This is a genomic window from Janthinobacterium sp. C22 (assembly GCF_057919405.1).
Window position 1 is genome coordinate 1,746,500 of sequence record NZ_CP193659.1, and the last position, 17,981, is coordinate 1,764,480.

13 protein-coding genes and 1 pseudogene are annotated in these 17,981 nt (G+C 65.7%); 7 read left to right on the forward strand and 7 right to left on the reverse strand.

What is annotated here, in order from left to right; genetic code table 11:
• Positions 1-115 precede the first annotated feature (115 nt).
• From ACRHIG_RS08035 to ACRHIG_RS08055, 5 genes are all read left to right on the forward strand, one after another.
• Positions 116-688 carry a TRAP transporter small permease gene (locus tag ACRHIG_RS08035; protein ID WP_092796197.1) on the forward strand — a complete coding sequence of 191 codons (573 nt, stop codon included), beginning with the start codon at positions 116-118 and terminating at the stop codon, positions 686-688.
• Positions 685-1,965 (forward strand): TRAP transporter large permease, encoded by a 1,281-nt coding sequence (locus tag ACRHIG_RS08040; protein ID WP_070223052.1) that lies wholly within the window; start codon positions 685-687, stop codon positions 1,963-1,965. The genes ACRHIG_RS08035 and ACRHIG_RS08040 overlap by 4 nt, the downstream gene beginning before the upstream one ends.
• Positions 1,966-2,388: 423 nt before the next feature.
• Positions 2,389-2,889: a methylated-DNA--[protein]-cysteine S-methyltransferase gene (locus ACRHIG_RS08045; RefSeq protein ID WP_489629857.1), complete on the forward strand. Its 501-nt coding sequence runs from the start codon at positions 2,389-2,391 to the stop codon at positions 2,887-2,889.
• Positions 2,886-3,803, forward strand: a complete 918-nt coding sequence (gene xerD, locus ACRHIG_RS08050; protein WP_489629858.1) for a site-specific tyrosine recombinase XerD — start codon at positions 2,886-2,888, stop codon at positions 3,801-3,803. Before ACRHIG_RS08045 ends, xerD begins: the two co-directional genes overlap by 4 nt.
• 80 nt (positions 3,804-3,883) lie before the next feature.
• Positions 3,884-4,072 (forward strand): hypothetical protein, encoded by a 189-nt coding sequence (locus ACRHIG_RS08055; RefSeq protein ID WP_475417323.1) that lies wholly within the window; start codon positions 3,884-3,886, stop codon positions 4,070-4,072.
• Between the two features lie 66 nt (positions 4,073-4,138).
• On the opposite strand, the gene ACRHIG_RS08060 is transcribed toward ACRHIG_RS08055, so the two are convergent.
• Genes ACRHIG_RS08060 through ACRHIG_RS08070 form a run of 3 tightly spaced genes read right to left on the reverse strand, consistent with a single transcriptional unit; the run spans position 4,139 to position 9,623 of the window.
• On the reverse strand, positions 4,139-5,353 hold the full coding sequence (locus ACRHIG_RS08060; protein WP_489629859.1) for a TolC family protein: 1,215 nt from the start codon (positions 5,351-5,353) through the stop codon (positions 4,139-4,141).
• A 48-nt stretch (positions 5,354-5,401) separates the two neighbouring features.
• A complete protein-coding gene (locus ACRHIG_RS08065; RefSeq protein WP_489629860.1) occupies positions 5,402-8,506 on the reverse strand; it encodes an efflux RND transporter permease subunit in 3,105 nt (1,034 codons plus the stop codon).
• Entirely contained in the window at positions 8,499-9,623 is a 1,125-nt protein-coding gene (locus ACRHIG_RS08070; protein WP_489629861.1) for an efflux RND transporter periplasmic adaptor subunit, read from the reverse strand. Before ACRHIG_RS08070 ends, ACRHIG_RS08065 begins: the two co-directional genes overlap by 8 nt.
• 238 nt (positions 9,624-9,861) lie before the next feature.
• Here ACRHIG_RS08070 and ACRHIG_RS08075 point away from each other — a divergent pair, with 238 nt between their 5' ends.
• Positions 9,862-10,542 (forward strand): response regulator transcription factor, encoded by a 681-nt coding sequence (locus ACRHIG_RS08075; protein WP_475417327.1) that lies wholly within the window; start codon positions 9,862-9,864, stop codon positions 10,540-10,542.
• Positions 10,535-11,931, forward strand: a pseudogene (locus ACRHIG_RS08080) (sensor histidine kinase). Before ACRHIG_RS08075 ends, ACRHIG_RS08080 begins: the two are co-directional and overlap by 8 nt.
• Here ACRHIG_RS08080 and ACRHIG_RS08085 read toward each other — a convergent pair.
• The 4 genes from ACRHIG_RS08085 to ACRHIG_RS08100 form a co-directional block, all read right to left on the reverse strand.
• The gene (locus ACRHIG_RS08085; protein ID WP_489629862.1) at positions 11,923-12,231 is read right to left on the reverse strand and encodes a hypothetical protein; all 309 of its coding nucleotides are present in this window, start codon (positions 12,229-12,231) and stop codon (positions 11,923-11,925) included. The pseudogene ACRHIG_RS08080 and the gene ACRHIG_RS08085 sit on opposite strands and share 9 nt — an antisense overlap.
• A gap of 2 nt (positions 12,232-12,233) precedes the next feature.
• Positions 12,234-12,953: an MgtC/SapB family protein gene (locus ACRHIG_RS08090; RefSeq protein WP_489630770.1), complete on the reverse strand. Its 720-nt coding sequence runs from the start codon at positions 12,951-12,953 to the stop codon at positions 12,234-12,236.
• A 362-nt stretch (positions 12,954-13,315) separates the two neighbouring features.
• Positions 13,316-16,429, reverse strand: a complete 3,114-nt coding sequence (locus tag ACRHIG_RS08095; protein WP_489629863.1) for an efflux RND transporter permease subunit — start codon at positions 16,427-16,429, stop codon at positions 13,316-13,318.
• Positions 16,430-16,432: 3 nt separating this feature from the next.
• Positions 16,433-17,665: an efflux RND transporter periplasmic adaptor subunit gene (locus ACRHIG_RS08100; RefSeq protein WP_489629864.1), complete on the reverse strand. Its 1,233-nt coding sequence runs from the start codon at positions 17,663-17,665 to the stop codon at positions 16,433-16,435.
• Positions 17,666-17,981 lie beyond the last annotated feature (316 nt).

Here is a 17,981-nt window from a genome sequence, read left to right on the forward strand (position 1 = left end):
CATGCTGTAGCGCACCGCCTGGTGCGCCAGGCAGGGTCTTCCCTGCCAATGGCTCGAATGACTCCTGCGCGTCCTGCGCGGGAGTCCGTGTACCCGCATTCTTTGAAAGTCCACCATGAAATTTCTGGATCACCTGGAAGAGTGGCTGATCGCGTCCCTGATGGGCGCCGCCACCTTCATCATCTTCGTGGCGGTCGTGCACCGCTACCTGGCAGGCTTGCCGATACCGGGCCTGCAAGACTTCCTGATTCAAATCAACACCAGCTGGGCCCAGGAACTGTGCATCTACATGTTCGTCTGGATGGCCAAGTTCGGCGCCGCGTATGGCGTGCGCACGGGCATCCACGTGGGCGTCGACGTCCTGATCAACCGCATGAACCCGCGCTGGCGCGACCGCTTCATCGTCTTCGGCCTGGCCGCCGGCGCCCTGTTTACGGGCATCGTCGGGACCCTGGGCGCCAGCTTCGTGTGGTCGATCGGCCACACGGACCAGACTTCGGCCGACATGGAAATACCGATGTGGCTGGTCTACCTGGCCGTGCCGCTCGGTTCCTACCTGATGTGCTTCCGTTTCCTCCAGGTGATGGTGCATTTCATCAAGACGGGCGCCCTGCCAAAACACGACCACTCGCATGTCGAGGGGCTGGAAGACGAACTGACGGCGGAAGAAAAAGGAGCCAAGGCATGAACGCGCTGATTATTTTTGTGCTGCTGCTGGCACTGATGCTGACCGGCATGCCGATCTCCATCTCGCTGGGCCTGACGGTATTGACGTTCCTGTTCACCATGACCAGCGTGCCCATCGAATCGGTGGCCCTGAAGATTTTTACGGGCATCGAGAAATTCGAGATCATGGCCATCCCGTTCTTCATTTTGGCGGGTAACTTCCTCACGCATGGCGGCGTGGCGCGGCGCATGATCAATTTCGCCAGCTCGATGGTCGGTCACTGGCATGGCGGCCTGGCGCTGGCCGGCGTGATGGCGTGCGCGCTGTTTGCGGCCGTCTCTGGCTCCAGCCCCGCCACCGTGGTGGCGATCGGCTCCATCATCCTGCCGGCCATGGTCAAGCAGGGCTATCCGCGCGGTTTCGGCGCCGGCGTCATCACCACCTCGGGCGCGCTGGGCATCCTGATCCCGCCCTCGATCGTGATGGTGATGTATTCCGTCAGCACGAACACGTCCGTGGGCAAGCTGTTCATGGCGGGCGTGATTCCCGGCATGATGCTGGCCATGCTGCTGGGCCTGACCACGTGGTTTTTGGCGCGCAAGCACAACTATCCGCGCATGCAGAAGGCCAGCTGGGGCGAGCGCTTCGTCACGTTCAAGAAGAGCGCCTGGGGCCTGCTGTTGATCGTCATCGTCATGGGCGGCATCTATTCGGGCGCGTTTACGCCGACGGAGGCGGCCGCCATGGCTGCCGTGTACGCCTTCATCATCGCCGTCTTCGTCTACAAGGACTTGAAGATCAAGCAAGTGGGCAAGGTCTTGCTCGATTCGGCCGCCATGTCGGCGATGCTGTTGTACATCATCACGAATGCCGTGCTGTTCTCGTTCCTGATGACCAGCGAAAACATCCCGCAGGCGATGGCCGAATGGATCACGGGCAAGGGCCTGGGCGTGATCAGCTTCTTGTTGGTGGTCAACGTGCTGCTGCTGCTGGCCGGAAACGTCATGGAACCGTCGTCCATCGTGCTGATCATGGCGCCTATCCTGTTCCCCGTCGCCATGAAGCTGGGCATCGATCCCGTGCACTTCGGCATCTTGATCGTGGTCAATATGGAAGTCGGCATGTGCCATCCGCCCGTGGGCCTGAACCTGTACGTGGCGTCCGGCATCACCAAGATGGGCATCTCGGAGTTGACCGTGGCCGTGATGCCGTGGCTGCTGACGATGCTCGCCTTCCTAGGCTTGATTACCTACGTACCACAAATCTCGCTGTGGCTGCCAAATTTAATTTACAACTAAAACAGTTGTCCCCGTCATGGTGCAAAAAAAGTCGATCCGGCCGAACAAATGCGCTATGATGGGCAGCCTTAAGGGGAAACACGTATATGCATATGCGCCCCGGTAGCAAGGCTGAAATACAGAATTGGCAACAAGGTTAGTGGGGGAGTGGTCTATAAAAACGGTATTGATACCGGGGATATATTGAGGAGACACACGTTTCACAGAAGTTGTTGAGTCATAGCTGTCTGCGGCCACAAGCCGGCACCGGCGGACCCAAACGACCGGGAACGTGAAGCAATATTTGAAGCGCACCGGCTGGTGCGCTTTTTTCGTCCCCGGGAAACGTCCGCCGGCACGCCCAAAGTCGGTGCATAATTCCCGTGGCGCCGTTTCCGGCGCCGGCAGGTTGCATATATGCCACACTTGAATAATGATCAGCAGATGAAAAAACAACAGGGCAGTGAACTGTTCAGCGCCATCGTGGCCGCACCGTTCGGCGCCATGGGCGTGCGCGCGCAGGACGGCCGCTTATGCGAACTGGTCTACCTGCCGCCGCACTTCGCCGAGAAGGAGGCGCAGGATGCCGTTTCAGAACGTGCCTGCGCGCAACTGGCGCGCTATTTCCGCGATCCCGATGCGCCGTTCGACCTGCCGCTGGCAGACTCGGGCAGCGCCTACCAGCAACGGGTCTGGGCGGCGATCGCCGGCATCCCGCGCGGCCAGGTGCGCACGTATGGCGACGTGGCGCGGCTGATCGGCTCGGCCCCGCGCGCCGTGGGCCAGGCATGCGGCGCCAACTGGTTTCCCGTGGTGATTCCCTGCCACCGCGTGACGGCCGCTGGCGGCCTGGGCGGTTTTGCCCACCACGACGATGCGAGGGGCTTTCACCTGGGCGTGAAGCGCTGGCTGCTGGCGCATGAAGGCGTGGAAGCGTACCGATGATGAACAGCCTGCTGGCGCCCGACAACGCCACCCTGATCGATGAATTCTGCGACAGCCTGTGGCTGGAGGACGGCCTGTCGAAAAACTCGCTCGATGCCTACCGGCGCGACATGCGGCTGTTTGCCCGCTGGCTGGAAGTGGCGCGGCCCGGGCGCGAGGGCCTGTACGAGGTGAGCACGGCCGACATCGAGGCGTATTTCGCCGCCCGCCACGACGAGAGCAAGGCGACCTCGTCGAACCGGCGCCTGTCCGTGCTCAAGCGCTTTTACCAGCTGGCCCTGCGGCACAAGCATATCGCCGCCGACCCATGTCTGAAGATGGTGTCGGCCAAGCAGCCGGCGCGCTTCGTGCACACCTTGAGCGAAGCGCAAGTCGAGGCCTTGCTGGCGGCGCCCGACGTGAGCACGCCGCTGGGCTTGCGCGAGCGCACGATGCTCGAACTGATGTATGCGAGCGGCTTGCGCGTGTCGGAGCTGGTGGACTTGCAATCCGTGGAACTGAGCCTCAACGATGGCGTGCTGCGCATCACGGGCAAGGGCAGCAAGACGCGCCTGGTGCCGTTCGGCGAACAGGCGCGGCTGTGGATCGAGCGCTACCTGAAGGAAGCGCGCGGCGTCATCCTCGACGGGCAGATGGACGACGCGCTGTTCGTCACGCGGCGCGGGGGCGCCATGACGCGGCAAATGTTCTGGGTCATCATCAAGAAACACGCGCTGAGCGCCGGCATCACGGCGCCGCTGTCGCCGCATACCTTGCGCCACGCGTTCGCCACGCATTTGCTGAACCACGGTGCGGACTTGCGTGTTGTGCAATTGTTACTGGGGCACTCGGATATTTCCACCACGCAGATTTACACGCATGTGGCCCGTGAGCGGCTGAAACTGCTGCATGCGCAGCATCATCCGCGAGGCTAAACATTTGGAGTTTGCTCCAACTACGTCATAATGTGCCTTATATGCTTATGTGTAACATCTAAAAACTAAAGAGGTAGTAAATGGCCAAGACAAATTTCCAATACGAAAAACGGCAAAAAGAGCTGGAAAAGAAGAAGAAAGCCGAGGAAAAAGCCAGGCGCAAGCTGGAAGCGAAGAACAATCCGAAGCCGGCCGATGGCGAAGAGGGTGCCGAGGGTGACGAGCCCGAAGCGGACGACGCTACCGACGCTCCTGCCCAGCCTCAGTAATTCCCCTGTTTCTGACGACCGGTGCGGCATGGCCGCGCCGGTCTCCCTTCGTTTTCCCTTCCCCCGCTACAAGCGCGGCCGCTGGCCGATCGCCAGTTGCAGCTGCGTGCTGGCGATGGCCGCATCGGCGCGCGCCTGCACATAGCCCTGATACGCCTCATCGGCCGAACGCTGCGCCGCCAGCCATTCCAGCAGCGAAGCATTGCCTTTGACGTAAGACAGACGCATGCCGTCGACCACCTTTTGTGCATCGACCAGCACCCCATCGCGGTAGCGCGCCAGCCTGTCCTGCGCCGCAAGCAGCTGCCGCTGCGCCGTGCGCACCTGCGTTTCCGCCGTCAGTTCCGCCTGGCGCAGGGCCAGCATCGCCTGCGTGACGCCCGCTTCCGCCTGCACCACGTCGCCCTTGTCGCGCCGCGACAGGGGGATGGGGATGGCCAGCGAGATGGACAGTGCACGGGAGCGGGGTGCGCCGTCGACGGGATTGTCGCTGGCGTCAAAACCGTCATGGTAGCCGCGCGCGGCGGCCAGGCCCACGGTGACGGTCGGGTCGACCGAGCGGTTGGCGCGCACCAGCGCCGCGCCGTCGCGCAGATTGTCCACGGTGGCGCGGGCGATGCGCACGTCGCTGCGCTCGCGCAGCGCCTGCGGCACCAGGGTGCTGGCATCCTGGTCGGCATACGCGGCGAAATCGCAGGCCAGCTGCGCGTCCGGAAACAGGCTGTCGAACTGGCGGCCCAAGGGCGGCGACAAATTCAACATGGCGCTGTCGGCCTCGCTGCGCGCCTGCGCCAGCTCGGCCTGAAACTGGTCGCGTTCCACGCGCGACTGCAGCAGCTCGATGCCGCCCACGTCGCCCGCCTTGCGCCGCACGGCGTTCGCTTCGACGACTTTCGACAGGGCCGCCATGGTCTGCTGCTTGCGGGCGAGGACCTCGCGCGTGCGGCACGCTTCCGTGAACGCGGCGGCGGCCGTGCCATACAGTTCGCTTTTGAAGCCGGCCACCGTTTCCTCGGCCAGCGCGACATGGCTGCGCGCCGCCTTCAAACGCGCGGCGCGCTTGCCGCCCGTCTCGATGGCCATGCTGATGGCCGGATTCCACGTGACGGGACGGTGTTCGGCGCTGCGCACGGTTTCGCGCGTGGCGCCCACGGTGAATTCGGGATCGGGACGCAGGCCGGCGATGCCGATGCCGGCCTTGGCCGAGACGATGTCTTCCTGCTGCGCCTGCAATTCCAGGCTGTGGCTCTCCACGGCGGACAAATAGGTCTCGAAGCTCAACGGCGCGGCGCTGGCGCCGGGGCGATCAGCCAGGCCGCCAGCAGGACTTTAAAACGTGTCATGGTTCACTCCTTCGGTATCGGTCCGGCGTTGTTGTACATACGCCTCGATCAGGTAATACAGGGCTGGCAACAGCAGCAAGGTCAGCGCCGTCGCCGTCACCAGCCCGCCCACCACCACGGTGGCCAGCGGGCGCTGCACGTCGCTGCCCAGGCCCGTCGCCAGCATGGCCGGCGTCAGCCCCAGGGCGGCCACGGTGGCTGTCATCAGCACGGGGCGCATGCGGTCGCGCGCGCCTTCCAGCACGGCCTCGCGCAAGCTCATGCCTTCGTCGGCGCGCAAGCGGTTGATCTGCGCCAGCATCAGCACGGCATTCAGCACGGCCACGCCGAACAGGGCGATGAAGCCGACGGCGCTCGACACGTTCAAGGTCATGCCGCGCAGGTGCAGCGCGGCAAGGCCACCCAGCATGGCCAGCGGCACGGCCAGCAAGACCAGCGCGGGCTGGCGCAGGTTGCGGAACTGGCCAAACAGCAGCAGGAACATGGCGCCCAGGGTCATCGGCAGGATCAGGGCCAGGCGGCTTTGCGCGCGCTGCAGGTTTTCAAACTGGCCGCCCCACTCGACGCTGATGCGCTGGTGCTCGTTGGCCACGGCTTGCGCCACCAGCGGGCGCGCTTCGGCCAGGAAACCGGCCAGGTCGCGTCCGCGGGCGTTGAGGCGCACGATGATGTGGCGCCGCCCCATTTCGCGCACGATCACGCTTTCGCCCGAGGTGGTGCTGATTGCCGCCACCTGCGCCAGCGGTATCCTCGCGCCGTTGGCGGCCGTGAGCTTCAGGCTGGCGATGGCGTCCGGGCTGGAACGCGTCGCGGGCGGGAAGCGCACGGCGATGTCGTAGCTTTTCTCGCCCACGTAGACCTGGCCGATGGGCGCGCCGCCGATGCCGGTGGCAATCAGGTCGGCCACGTCGGCTGCATTGATGCCGTAGCGGGCCGCCTTCGCGCGGTCCAGTTCCACCTTCAGGTTGGGCAGCGGCGGCTCCACGTCCACGGCCACGTCGGAGGCGCCGGGGACGGTTTTCAGTACGTTGGCCACCTTGCCGGCGATGGCGCGCACTTCATCGAGGTCGTTGCCGAAGATTTTCACCGTCAGGTCGCTGTGCGCGCCCGACAATTTATCCTGCACGCCATCGATCATCGGCTGCATGAAGGCCACCGTGACGCCCGGCATGCGCGCGAAGCGCGCGTTCATTTTCGCGATCAGCTGCTGTTTGCTCATGCCCGACTTCCAGCTTTTGTATGGAAGCAGTCCCACGCTCGCCTCGATGTGCGACGGCGTCCAGTAATCGGTGCCGTCGTCGTTGCGCCCCGTCTGCGTGACGATGGTCGACACTTCGGGAAATTCCAGCGCGGCGCGCCGCAGTTCGCCGGCCATCTCCGACGCCTTGTCCAGGGTGATCCCGGGCGGCATCTGCACCTGCAGCCACAGCGAACCCTCATCGAGGTAGGGTAAAAAATCGCGGCCGATGCTGCCGCCCAGGATGGCAAGCGCTGCGAGCGATCCTGCGCACGCCATCGCCACCCAGCGCTTCTTGCCCACCATGCGTTCGAGGAAGCGCCCGTACGCGCCCGCCAGCTTGTCCAGCGCGCGGTTATGGAAGGTGCGGCGCGGCTTGCGCAAGGCCAGCCAGGCCAGGCCCGGAATCAGCACCAGCGCCACCACCAGCGCGCCCGCCAGCGCCGCGCCCACCGCATACGCCATCGGCGAAAACAGCTTGTACTCGATGCGCTGGAAGGCGAACAGGGGCAGGTAGGCGGCGATGATGACGGCCATGCCGAACATGATGGGGCGCGCCACCTGCAGGGTCGCGTCGATGGCGTCCTGCAGGGTCAGGGGACGGTCCTGCTCCCGCTCGCGGCGGCGCAGCATGTTTTCCAGCACCACCACGGAACCGTCGACGAGGATGCCGAAGTCGATCGCCCCCAGCGACAGCAAATTGGCGGGAATCTTAAAGTGGTGCATGAAGATGAAGGCGATCAGCAGGGCCAGCGGAATCGTCAGCGCGACGATGGCGGCCGCGCGCGGGCTGCCCAGATACAGCAGCAGCACGAGGGCGACCAGCAGCATGCCTTCGCCCAAGGTGAATCCGACCGTGTGCAGGGTGGCGTCGATCAGCGAGCTGCGGTCCAGGTAGGGCACGACCTTGACGTCCTTCGGCAGCACGTTGGCGTTCAAGTCATCGACGGCCGCATGGATGCCGGCCAGCGCCTCGGACGGATTGAAATCCTTCAACAGCAGGGTGATGCCTTCGATGGTGTCGGGGTTGTCGTCCTTGCCGAGGATGCCGCGCCGCTCGACGTTGCCGTAGGCAAGCTTGCCCAGGTCCTTCACCAGCACGGGCACGCCGTCCTTGCTGCTGACGACGACGTTGCCCATGTCATCGAGCGAATGCAGCAGGCCCACGCCGCGCACCACGTACGATTGCTGGCCGCGGTCGATGACGCTGCCGCCGCCGCTGACGTTGTTGGCGTTGATGGCGTCCTTCACCTGCGCCAGCGAGAAGCCGTAGCTGTCCAGTTTTGCGGGATCGAGTTCCAGCATGAATTGCGTCGTCAGACCGCCGAAATTGCTGACGTCCGCCACGCCGCGCACCTGCTGCAGGCGCGGGATCACGGTCCAGAACTGCAACTCGGACAGTTCGCGTAAAGACCGTGTTTTCGACTCCAGCGTGTAGCGGTAGATCTCGCCCGTGGGCGAGGTGTAGGGATCGAGCCCCGGCTTGGCGTCGTACGGCAGGTTCACGCTGGCCAGGCGCTCCTGCAGCCGTTCGCGCGTGAAGTAGCCGTCGCTGCCGTCCTCGAACACCACGGTGATCAGCGACAGCGCGAACAGGCTGCGCGTGCGCAGCACGTGCATGCCGGGCGTACCGAGCAGGGCGCGCTCGAGCGGGATGGTGATCTGCTGCTCGATTTCCTCGGCGCCCAGGCCCGGCACCTGCGTGACGATCTGCGAAGTGACGTCGGCGATGTCGGGATAGGCTTCGATGGGCAGCTGCTTCCAGCAGTAGACGCCGTAGACGGCGACGAACAGCAGCACCAGCCAGACGATGCCGCGCCGCTGGCAGCAGGTGGCGATGAAACGGTCAATCATTGAGCAGCACTCCTTCCTTGACGACGATGCGTTCGCCCGCTTTCAGGCCGGCGAGGATTTCCACCTGTTCTCCATGGCTGGCGCCCACTTCCACCGTGCGCGGCGTGAATACCAGCGGGCTGCGCTCGACCATCACGCGCGTCGACGGCCCGCTCTGCAGCACGGCGGACGCGGGCACGAGGAGGGCGCGGCGGCTGGCGCCGGCGAATCCCGCGTGGGCGAACATGCCCGGCTTGAAGGTGCCGGCGCGGTTGTCGATGGCCACGCGCACTTGCACCGTGCGCGTCTCGGGATCGAGCACGGCGCCCACATACGCGACCTTGCCCTCGAAAGCCTTGCCGGGCCAGGCGTCGACGGTGATGCGCGCCGTCTGGCCCACGGCGACCTGGGCCAGGTCCCGCTCGGCCACGTTGGCCGACAGCCACACGGTGGACAGATCGGCCACCGTCATGACGGGCGCGTTGATATCGTTCCAGTAGCCGCCCTGGGCGCCTTCCATGGCGATCACGGTGCCGGCGATGGGTGAACGCAGCACGTAGTCGCGGCGCGCGCCGCGTGCGCCGGCGCCGTATTGGGCCAGCTTGTCGGCGCTGGCCTGGGCGTCGCTGCCCGCCTGCGCAAAGGCCGCCTGGGCCGCTTCGTACTCCTTGCGCGCGGCGATCTCCGCCTCGAACAGGGTTTTCTGGCGCTCCAGTTCCTGACGCGCCTGCAGCAGGACGGACTTCGCCTTGCTGTCGTCCGCGTAGGCGGCGCTCAGTTCCGCCGAGTCGAGCGTGAACAGCGGGTCGCCCGCCTTCACGCTGTCGCCCAGGGCGCGCTGCAAGCGCGTGATCCGGCCTGCCAGGGGCGGCGTGATTTTCACCAGTTTTTCCGGCATCGCTACGATGCTGCCAGGCGCCTCCGTCTGCGTGGCGAACTCCTGTTCCTGCACGGACGCGATCTGCAGGCGCTGGCGCAGCGGCGACATCCTGTCGACGGCGATGCTGCCGTCGTCCAGGTGCCTCGATTGGGCGGGCGGCATGGCTGCCGCCGTCGGTTTGGCGCAGCCGGCCAGGGCCGAGCAGGCGAGAGCGAGGGCGCAGCTGGCGCCCAGGGCGTTGCGGGTGGTCGTGTTCATCCCGTGTTTCCTTGTTATTGATGGTGATGGGGCATGCGTGGATGCCGTGCCCAGGCGGGCGGTCAGAGGGGAGCGCGGGCAGCGGTATGACAGCGCCGGAAAAGCATAGCAATGTGCTCCTGAAGAAGCGCCCAAGAACGCCTGAATCATTCTTCAGGTTCCGCGCGCGCACGGTGCGGCGCGGTAAAATGCAAGGATGGAAAATGCGGGAAAACGCAGCACAATGGGAAAGGCAGGCATGAGAATCCTCCTGGTGGAAGACGACCGCAAGGCGGCGCGCCTGCTGGCCCGTGGCTTGCAGGAAGAAGGCTTTGTCGTCGACGTGGCGCACAGCGCGGAAGAGGGCGAGGACGAAAGCTACGCCGTCGATTACGACGCGATCGTGCTGGACTGGATGTTGCCGGGCAAGCAGGGCATCGATTTCTGCCGCGATTTGCGCGCGCGCGGCATCCAGACGCCCGTGCTGATGCTCACGGCGCGTGACGCCACGGCCGACCGCGTGGCGGGCCTGAACACGGGCGCCGACGATTACCTGACCAAACCGTTCGAATTCGAGGAGCTGCTGGCGCGCATCCGCGCCTTGCTGCGCCGCTCGGACATCAGCCGCCCGCTGGTGCTGGCGCTGGCGGACCTGACGCTCGATCCCGTCAGCCATCAGGCGACGCGCGCCGGCGCGCCGCTGGTGCTGACTCCCAAGGAATACGCGATTCTGCTGATCCTGCTGCGCCAGGCGGGCGAGGTGGTCAGTCGCGCGCGCCTGGCCGAGCAGATCTGGCAGGCGGACCTGATCGGCATCGACAACCTGATCGACGTCCACGTGCGCAACCTGCGGGGCAAGGTCGATGCGCCGGGCTTGCCGCCCTTGATCCACACGGTGCGCGGACGCGGCTTCCGCCTGGCGGAAAACCATGATGGCTAGCTTTCGCAAGCGATTGCTGCTGGTGCACCTGGCCGTCATCCTCGCCATCGTCGCCTGCACGGCGCTGGCCGGCTACTGGGGCCTGTCGCGCGCCGTGCATGGCCAGCTCGATGCGGCGCTGCTGGCGCTGGCCGAGACGGAAATGGCCATGCTGCCGGCCGCGCCGCGCCAGCCCGTGCAGGTGCACGAGGTGGCGCCGGGACTGGCGCCGCCGTCGTTGACGCGCCTGGACCGCCTGGTGCAGATCATCGATGGCGAAGGCCGCGTGCTGGCGCGCAGCCGCAACCTGGAGGCGGCGCAGCTGCCGGCGCCGCCCGCCCTGCTGGCGCGCCTGGCGGCCGGCGAGACCGTCTTCGAAACCCTGCCCAGGTTCGGCGAGGAACCGCTGCGCATGGTCTCGATTCCCGTGCCCTCATCCGGCGCGCGCCTGGCGGTGCAGGTGGCCGGTTCGCTCGACGACACGAATCACGTGCTGGCCGCGGCCACCGTGCTGTTTGGCGCCATGGCGCTGGCCTTGCTGGCGGCCGTGGGCCTGGCCGGCGAAATGCTCACGCGCCGCGTGCTGGGCGCCATCGACGACGTGGTGGACCAGGCGCATTCGATCGGCGAAGCCAGCCTGCACCAGCGCCTGCCCCATCCCGGCACGCAGGACGAGATCGGCCGCCTGGTCGATACCCTGAACGCCATGCTGGACCGCCTGGAACACGGCTACGATGCGCAGCGCCGCTTCACGGCCGACGCCTCGCACGAACTGCGCTCGCCCCTGTCGCGCCTGCGCACGGAAATCGAAATCACCCTGCGCCGTCCGCGCGAAGCGCCGAGTATGTGGACGCGCTGGCGTCCTGTCTCGATGAAGTGCAGCGCCTGACGACGCTGGTGGAAGAGCTCCTGATGCTCACGCGCCTGGACGTGGGCCAGGAGCGCAATGCCGTGGAAACCATCGCGCTCAATCCGCTCGTGCGGGCGGCCGTGCAGCGGCTGGAAAAGCCGGCGGCGCAGCGCGGCATCCGCATCGTCTTCGATGACAGCGTGGCCGTGCAGGCGCGCGTGGCGGCCGGCCCCGTGGATCTGGTGCTGGCCAATCTGCTCGATAACGCCGTGAAGTTTTCGCCGCCAGACAGCAGCATCACCGTGCACGTGGCGCGCGAGGGCGAACATGCCCTCGTCGGCGTGGCGGACGCGGGACCGGGCATCGGCGTGGAAGACTTGCCCCATCTGTTCGAGCGCTTTTACCGGGGCGCCCAGGCGCGCGCGGGCGAGGCGCCCGGCTTCGGTTTGGGCCTGGCCCTGTCGCAAGCCATCGTGCACGCGTACGGCGGCAGCATCGAGGCGCGCAACCGCCCGCAAGGCGGCGCGCTGTTCCTCATGCGCCTGCCCGCGTCAAGCTGAGGGGGCCACGCCTTCCCAGCGCACCTGCCGCACTTGCGGCCAGGCGCCCGCGCGGTTGACGAAGCGCACCAGCACGGCGCGCTGCACGGCCTGGCACAGCACCGTGGCGATCAGCCGCACCACCTGCCGGGCATCGTCCCAGCTGCGCAGCATCTGCGACGGCGCCAGGCCCGCGCCTTGCAGTTCGGCCAGCAGCAGGCGCACGACGTGGTCGGCTTGCGCCGCGGGGCAGGTGACGGTCAGGCGGTAGGTGGCCACGGCGGGGCCGCGCCCGGCAAACCAATGGAAGAATTTTTTCATCATCACACTCCCCGTTCGGCGACAAATTCCGCGTTGTTCACCAGCGCCCAGCGCACGGCCGAGACGCTGCCTTCCAGGCTGACCTGGCTGACGATCTGCTCCAGTAATCCCAGGCTGGACAAGGGCGTGAGCAGGTCGGCCCGTACTTCGATGCGCCCGGCGTGCGCCGCATCCTCGCTGTGCAAGGATTGCAGCATCAGGGCCGGCATGCCGCTGATCAAGCGCAGCATCAGCTTGCGCACCTGCACTTCCTGCTCCGCCTCGCACACGGCCGTCACGCGGTAGATGCTTTCCGTCTCGATGCCCGCTTCGCTGCCGTGGGCGTTGATGCGTTGCGCCAGGTGGCGCAGCACCAGGTTGGCGATCAGCACGAAGCCCGTGCCGATGGCCGCTTCCAGGGAAAACCCCAGGCCGCACAGGATGCCGATGGCGGCCGAGCACCACAGGGTGGCGGCCGTGTTCAGGCCGCGCACCGTCATCCCCTCGCGCATGATGACGCCGGCACCGAGAAAACCGATGCCCGACACCACCTGCGCGGCGATGCGCATATGGCCGGAGGCATCGCCTTCGAGCACGGAAACCATCACGAACAGCGAGGCGCCGACGGACACCAGCGCATTCGTGCGCAGGCCCGCCATGCGCTGGCGCAGCTGGCGTTCGGCGCCGATCATGGCGCCCAGGGTCAATGCCGCGGCAACGCGCAGCGCAAAGTCAAATACCACCATCAGTTTCTCCCGGCTGGGGAGGAACAGGCGAGTGCAAGGGCGAAGACAATCCGCCCGCAAGGGGGCAGCAGACGATCACGGTGGAACGATGAGGAGGGAAGTGGCGGCGAGAGAGTACTGCCGCTGGTAAAACCGCACCTTGCCGAGGGCAGGGCGGGCGGAATGCGCGCGTCTTGCCTAAGGCCGATCGCCGATGGTCAATCGACTACTGTCACTGGAACAAGCACCCACGAGTCACTCCATATCATTGATAACGGGGACAGTCTAGCCAGTGGTGCCGCTTTGGTCAACTGAAGCTCTCTTCAGGCAGCCGCCGCGTCGTCCCCGCCAATGCGGGGACGGTGAAGGCGACCGGTCAATCAGTGGGCGTGTGCCTTGCCGTCATCGGCGGATTCGGCATGCTCGCCGCCGCCGAAAAAGCGCGCGGCGCGCTTGCCCAGGCTGTCGAGATAGGTGTAGGCGACGGGCACCACCACCAGCGTCAATAGCGTCGAGGTGATCACGCCGCCGATGACGGCGCGGCCCATCGGCGCCTGCGATTCGCCGCCGTCGCCCATGCCGATGGCCATCGGCAGCATGCCGAACACCATCGCCAGGGTCGTCATCAGGATGGGGCGCAGACGCACTTGCCCCGCTTCCATCAGCGCCTCGAACTGCCCCAGGCCTTCGCGCTGGCGCTGGTTGGTGAAGTCGACCAGCAGGATCGCGTTCTTCGTCACTAAGCCCATGAGCATGATGAAGCCGATCACGGAGAAGATGTTCAGGGTGCTGCCCGTGATCAGCAGCGCGGCCAGCACGCCGATCAGGGACAGCGGCAAGGACACCATGATGGCGATCGGTTGCAGGAAGCTGCCGAATTGCGACGCCAGCACCAGGTAGATGAAGATCACGGCGATGCCCAGCGCCATCATCGCGCCGCCCATGGTTTCGGCCATCTGCTGCGCATTGCCGGCCACGTCGAAGCGCACGCCCGGCGGCAGGTCGATGGACTTGATGGCCTTCTGCACGTCGGCGTCGACGTCGCCGGCAGGGCGGCCCTGCACGCCAGCATAGATGGCGACGCGGCGCTGCAAGGCCTGGCGTTTGAGCACCTGCGGGCTGGAGGACGGCACGAATTCGACCACCTGGCGCAGCGGAATCATGACGGGCTTGCCGTTCGCGTCAAGCTTGCTCGACGCGAGCGACAGGTCGGCCAGGTCGGCCACCTTTTGCCGGCCCGATTTGGGCAGCTGCACGTTGACGTCGTAGTTCTGCCCGTCGCTGGCCAGCCAGTGGCTGACCGTGTCGCCCGCCACGAACGGCCGCAAGGCATTGCCGATCTGCTGCACCGACAAGCCCAGGTCGCTGGCCAGTTCGTTATTGATCTTCACGGTGGTCGACGGATTGGCGCCTTCCTGGCTGTATTCCATGTCGGCCAGGCCCTTGATGTTGCGCATCTTGTCCATCAGGGTGTGCGCCACCGCATCGAGCTTGCCTTCATCCGTGCCGAGGATGGCGATGAAGATGGGACGCTGGCCGACGGACAGGGTGATGCCGGCGATCGGCGCCAGGCGTTCGCGGATCAGTTTTTCCAGTTCCTGCTGCGAGCGGCGCTTGTGCGTCTTGATGTCCGTCAGCTTCAGGTTCACCTCGGCCGTGTTGCGCCCATCGGGCGTGCCGATATTGGCCACCAGGCTGTCGATCTCGGGAAATTCCTTCAAGGCCGTTTCGATCTGGCGTACCTTGGAATCCGTGTATTCGAGGCTGGAGCCGACGGGTGTCTTGAAGCGCAGGTTGACCCAGCCCTGGTCCGTTTCCGGGAACATCTCGCCGCCGATCATGGGCACGAGCATCAGGCTGCCCGCGAACAGCGCCACGGCCGTGGCCAGCGTGGTCTTGCGCCAGCGCAGGGCCACTGCCAGCACCTTGCCGTACCAGACGTGCAGGCGGTCGATGCCCGTTTCGATCCAGGCCATGAAGCGGCCCAGCCACGGCGCGTACTTGAAGCGGTCCTTGACGGGATCGCGCCAGACGGACGACAGCATGGGGTCGAGCGTGAAGCTGACGAACAGCGAGACGAGCACGGCGACGGCCACGGTGATGCCGAACTGCAGGAAGAAGCGGCCGATGATGCCGTCCATGAAGGCGACGGGCACGAACACGGCGACGATGGCGAAGGTGGTGGCCATCACGGCCAGGCCGATTTCATTGGTGCCGTCGTTGGCCGCCTTGTAGTGGTTCTTGCCCATGCCCAGGTGGCGCACGATGTTTTCGCGCACCACGATGGCGTCGTCGATCAACAGGCCGATGCACAGGGACAGCGCCATCAGGGTCAGAAAGTTCAGAGTGAAGCCGAAGGCCTTCATGGCGATGAAGCTGGCCAGCACGGAGATCGGCAGGGTCAAGCCCGTGATGATGGTCGAGCGCCACGAGTGCAGGAACAGGAAGACGATCACCATGGTCAGCACGGCGCCTTCGATGATGGTGCGCTTGACGTTATTGAGCTGGCTTTGCACCCGCTCCGATTCGTCATCGAGCACGCGCAGGGTGATATCGGGCGGCAGGGTCTTTTGCAGGTCCGCCGCCACTTTCAGGATGCCGGTGCCCACTTCGACCACGTTGGCGTCCTGCACCTTGGTGATTTCCATGGTCACGGCTTGCTGGCCGTTCATGCGCGAAATCGACAGTTCTTCCTGCTCGCCGTCGACGACGGTAGCCACCTGGTCCAGGTAGACGGGACCGACGGCGCGGCGCGCGACGATGATCTTGCCGAATTCGCGCGCATCCTTGATCTTGCCTTCCACGCGCACCAGCTGCTCTGCCGCGCCATGGCTGATGGAGCCGGCCGGCAGGTTGGTGTTCGTCGCCTGGATGGCGCGGATCACTTCATCGACGCCGATGCCCTGGGCATTGAGTTCGATCGGCTTCATGCTGATGAGGATCTGGCGCGCGCGCAGGCCGCGCAGCTTGACTTGCCCCACGCCGGCCACGCCCTGGAAGCGCTTGCTGATGATCTGCTCCGTCATGGTCGATAGCGCGCGCAGGTCATGCCCGGTCGAGGTCAGCACGATGGTGGCGATGGGGCGTTCGTTGTCGCCCTCGGCGCGCGCGATGAACGGGTCCTTGGCTTCCTTCGGGAAGCGCGGGCGCACCAGGGCCACCTTGTCGCGCAAGTCCTGCATGGCCTTGTCCATATTGGTCGACAGCTCGAATTCCAGGTAGACGCCGGCGCGTCCTTCCCACGAATTGGCGCGGATGGTCTTGATGCCGCTGACGGTATTGACGGCGTCCTCGATGGGGCGCGTGATGTCGTTTTCCACGGCTTCGGGCGAGGCGCCCGGGTAGTTCACTTCAATGGCGGCGAACGGGAACTGCACGCTGGGCATGCTCTCCACGCCCAGGCCCCGGTAGGAGAAGATGCCCAGCACCACCAGCGCCACCATGACCATGGTGGCGAAGACGGGGTTTTGAATGCTGACTTTGGTCATCCACATGGCTTAATCCTTCCGTGCCAGCACGGCCGCCGGCGCGGCGGGAGCCGTGGCGGGCGCGGCGAAGGTTACGCCATGGCCCGGTTTTACGCCATCGAGTCTGGCGATGATGACTTTCGCGCCCGGCACCAGACCCGATTTGACTTCCGCATAGCCTTCATCCTCGTTGCGCAAGCCCAGGGTGACGGGCTGGGCGACCACCTTGCTGTTCACCAGCGCATACACGACGGGGCCCTGCTTTTCGTTGCGCACGGCCGTCAAGGGCACCAGCGGCGCGACGATTGATCGCTCGGTGACGATGCTGCCCTTGGCGAACATGCCGCCGCGCAGCGCGCCATCGCCATTGTCGACGGCGATGTAGACGAGCATGGCGCGCGAGCCGCTCTCGGTGGTGGGGTTGATGCGCATGACCTTGCCGGCGAAGTCGCGCGCGCCGAAACCGTCGACCTTGAAGTGCACGTCCTGGCCCAGCTTGATGCGGGGAATCTCCGCGCTGGGCACGGGCGCTTCCAGGGTCATCTGGGCCAGGTTGACGATGGTGTAGACGGGCATGTCGGGCGCGACTTTTTCGCCCGCCTGCAGATGGCGCTTGCTGACGATGCCGGCCATCGGTGCGCGGATCACCGTGTCGGCCAGCGCGATGCGGGCGATGTCGACCATGGCGGCGGCGGACTTGACGTTGGCGCGCGCCAGGTCGACGGAATTCTGCGTCGTGTCGTAGGCCGTCTGCGAAATGTATTTTTGCTTGAGCAGCGCCTGGCTGTTCGCTTCATTCTTGGCCGCCATCGACAGGCGCGCCTGCGCTTCGTCCAGCATGGCTTGCTGCTGCGTCAGGCGGGCGCGCAGGTCGGCCGCGTCCAGGCGCACGAGGATTTGTCCGTTGGCCACGTGCTGGCCTTCCTGCAAGGTCGTCTCCTGGATCACGCCGGAAACCTTGGCCTTGATGGTGGCCTGGGTCACGGGCGCCAGCGAACCGGACAGGGGCAGGCTGATACTGAGTGCGCGCGCGTCGATGGCGGCCACGTCGCCCTGCGCCAGTTCATGCACGGGCGTCTTGGCCTGCTCCTTCTTCTTGTTCGCTTGCTGTTCGGCCGCCTTCGCCGCTTGCTGCTTCGACTGCATCACGGTCCAGCCGCCGCCGGCCAGGCCCAGCACGACGAGGATCAAGAGGGGCGTGCGCCAGCGCCGGCGGCGCGTGGCGGCAAGGGGAGAGGCGGGGGGCAGGGTCTCGTTTTTCATAGGTTTTTTTCAGGAGCGGCGCAGGGGTTCGGCGCCAGGTCTCGGTGCGGCCGGCCTGCGGCGGGCCGGGGAATTCGGGTAGCGCATCACCGTGGCGGCCGCAGACGACACGCCTGCCGCTGCCGCCGTTCACGGCGATGCGCATGTTGCCACTTTAGGAAGATTCAAGTCCGGCCGCCATCGCCGTGCGACAGATTGCACAAAATCGGGGCTGGAATGCAAAAAACGGCGACCAAAGACCACGGCCAGCATGCGCGCCGTGCGCGTCACGATGCTTGCGCCTCCTCAAGAAGCCGATTCGCCGGCGCGCAAGAAT

Coding starts and splice junctions, on each gene's coding strand:
- ACRHIG_RS08035 (WP_092796197.1), top strand. CDS start 116: ATGAAATTTCTGGATCACCTGGAAGAGTGGCTGATCGCGTCCCTGATG.
- ACRHIG_RS08040 (WP_070223052.1), top strand. CDS start 685: ATGAACGCGCTGATTATTTTTGTGCTGCTGCTGGCACTGATGCTGACC.
- ACRHIG_RS08045 (WP_489629857.1), top strand. CDS start 2,389: ATGAAAAAACAACAGGGCAGTGAACTGTTCAGCGCCATCGTGGCCGCA.
- xerD (WP_489629858.1), top strand. CDS start 2,886: ATGATGAACAGCCTGCTGGCGCCCGACAACGCCACCCTGATCGATGAA.
- ACRHIG_RS08055 (WP_475417323.1), top strand. CDS start 3,884: ATGGCCAAGACAAATTTCCAATACGAAAAACGGCAAAAAGAGCTGGAA.
- ACRHIG_RS08065 (WP_489629860.1), bottom strand. CDS start 8,506: ATGATTGACCGTTTCATCGCCACCTGCTGCCAGCGGCGCGGCATCGTC.
- ACRHIG_RS08070 (WP_489629861.1), bottom strand. CDS start 9,623: ATGAACACGACCACCCGCAACGCCCTGGGCGCCAGCTGCGCCCTCGCT.
- ACRHIG_RS08075 (WP_475417327.1), top strand. CDS start 9,862: ATGAGAATCCTCCTGGTGGAAGACGACCGCAAGGCGGCGCGCCTGCTG.
- ACRHIG_RS08085 (WP_489629862.1), bottom strand. CDS start 12,231: ATGAAAAAATTCTTCCATTGGTTTGCCGGGCGCGGCCCCGCCGTGGCC.
- ACRHIG_RS08095 (WP_489629863.1), bottom strand. CDS start 16,429: ATGTGGATGACCAAAGTCAGCATTCAAAACCCCGTCTTCGCCACCATG.
- ACRHIG_RS08100 (WP_489629864.1), bottom strand. CDS start 17,665: ATGAAAAACGAGACCCTGCCCCCCGCCTCTCCCCTTGCCGCCACGCGC.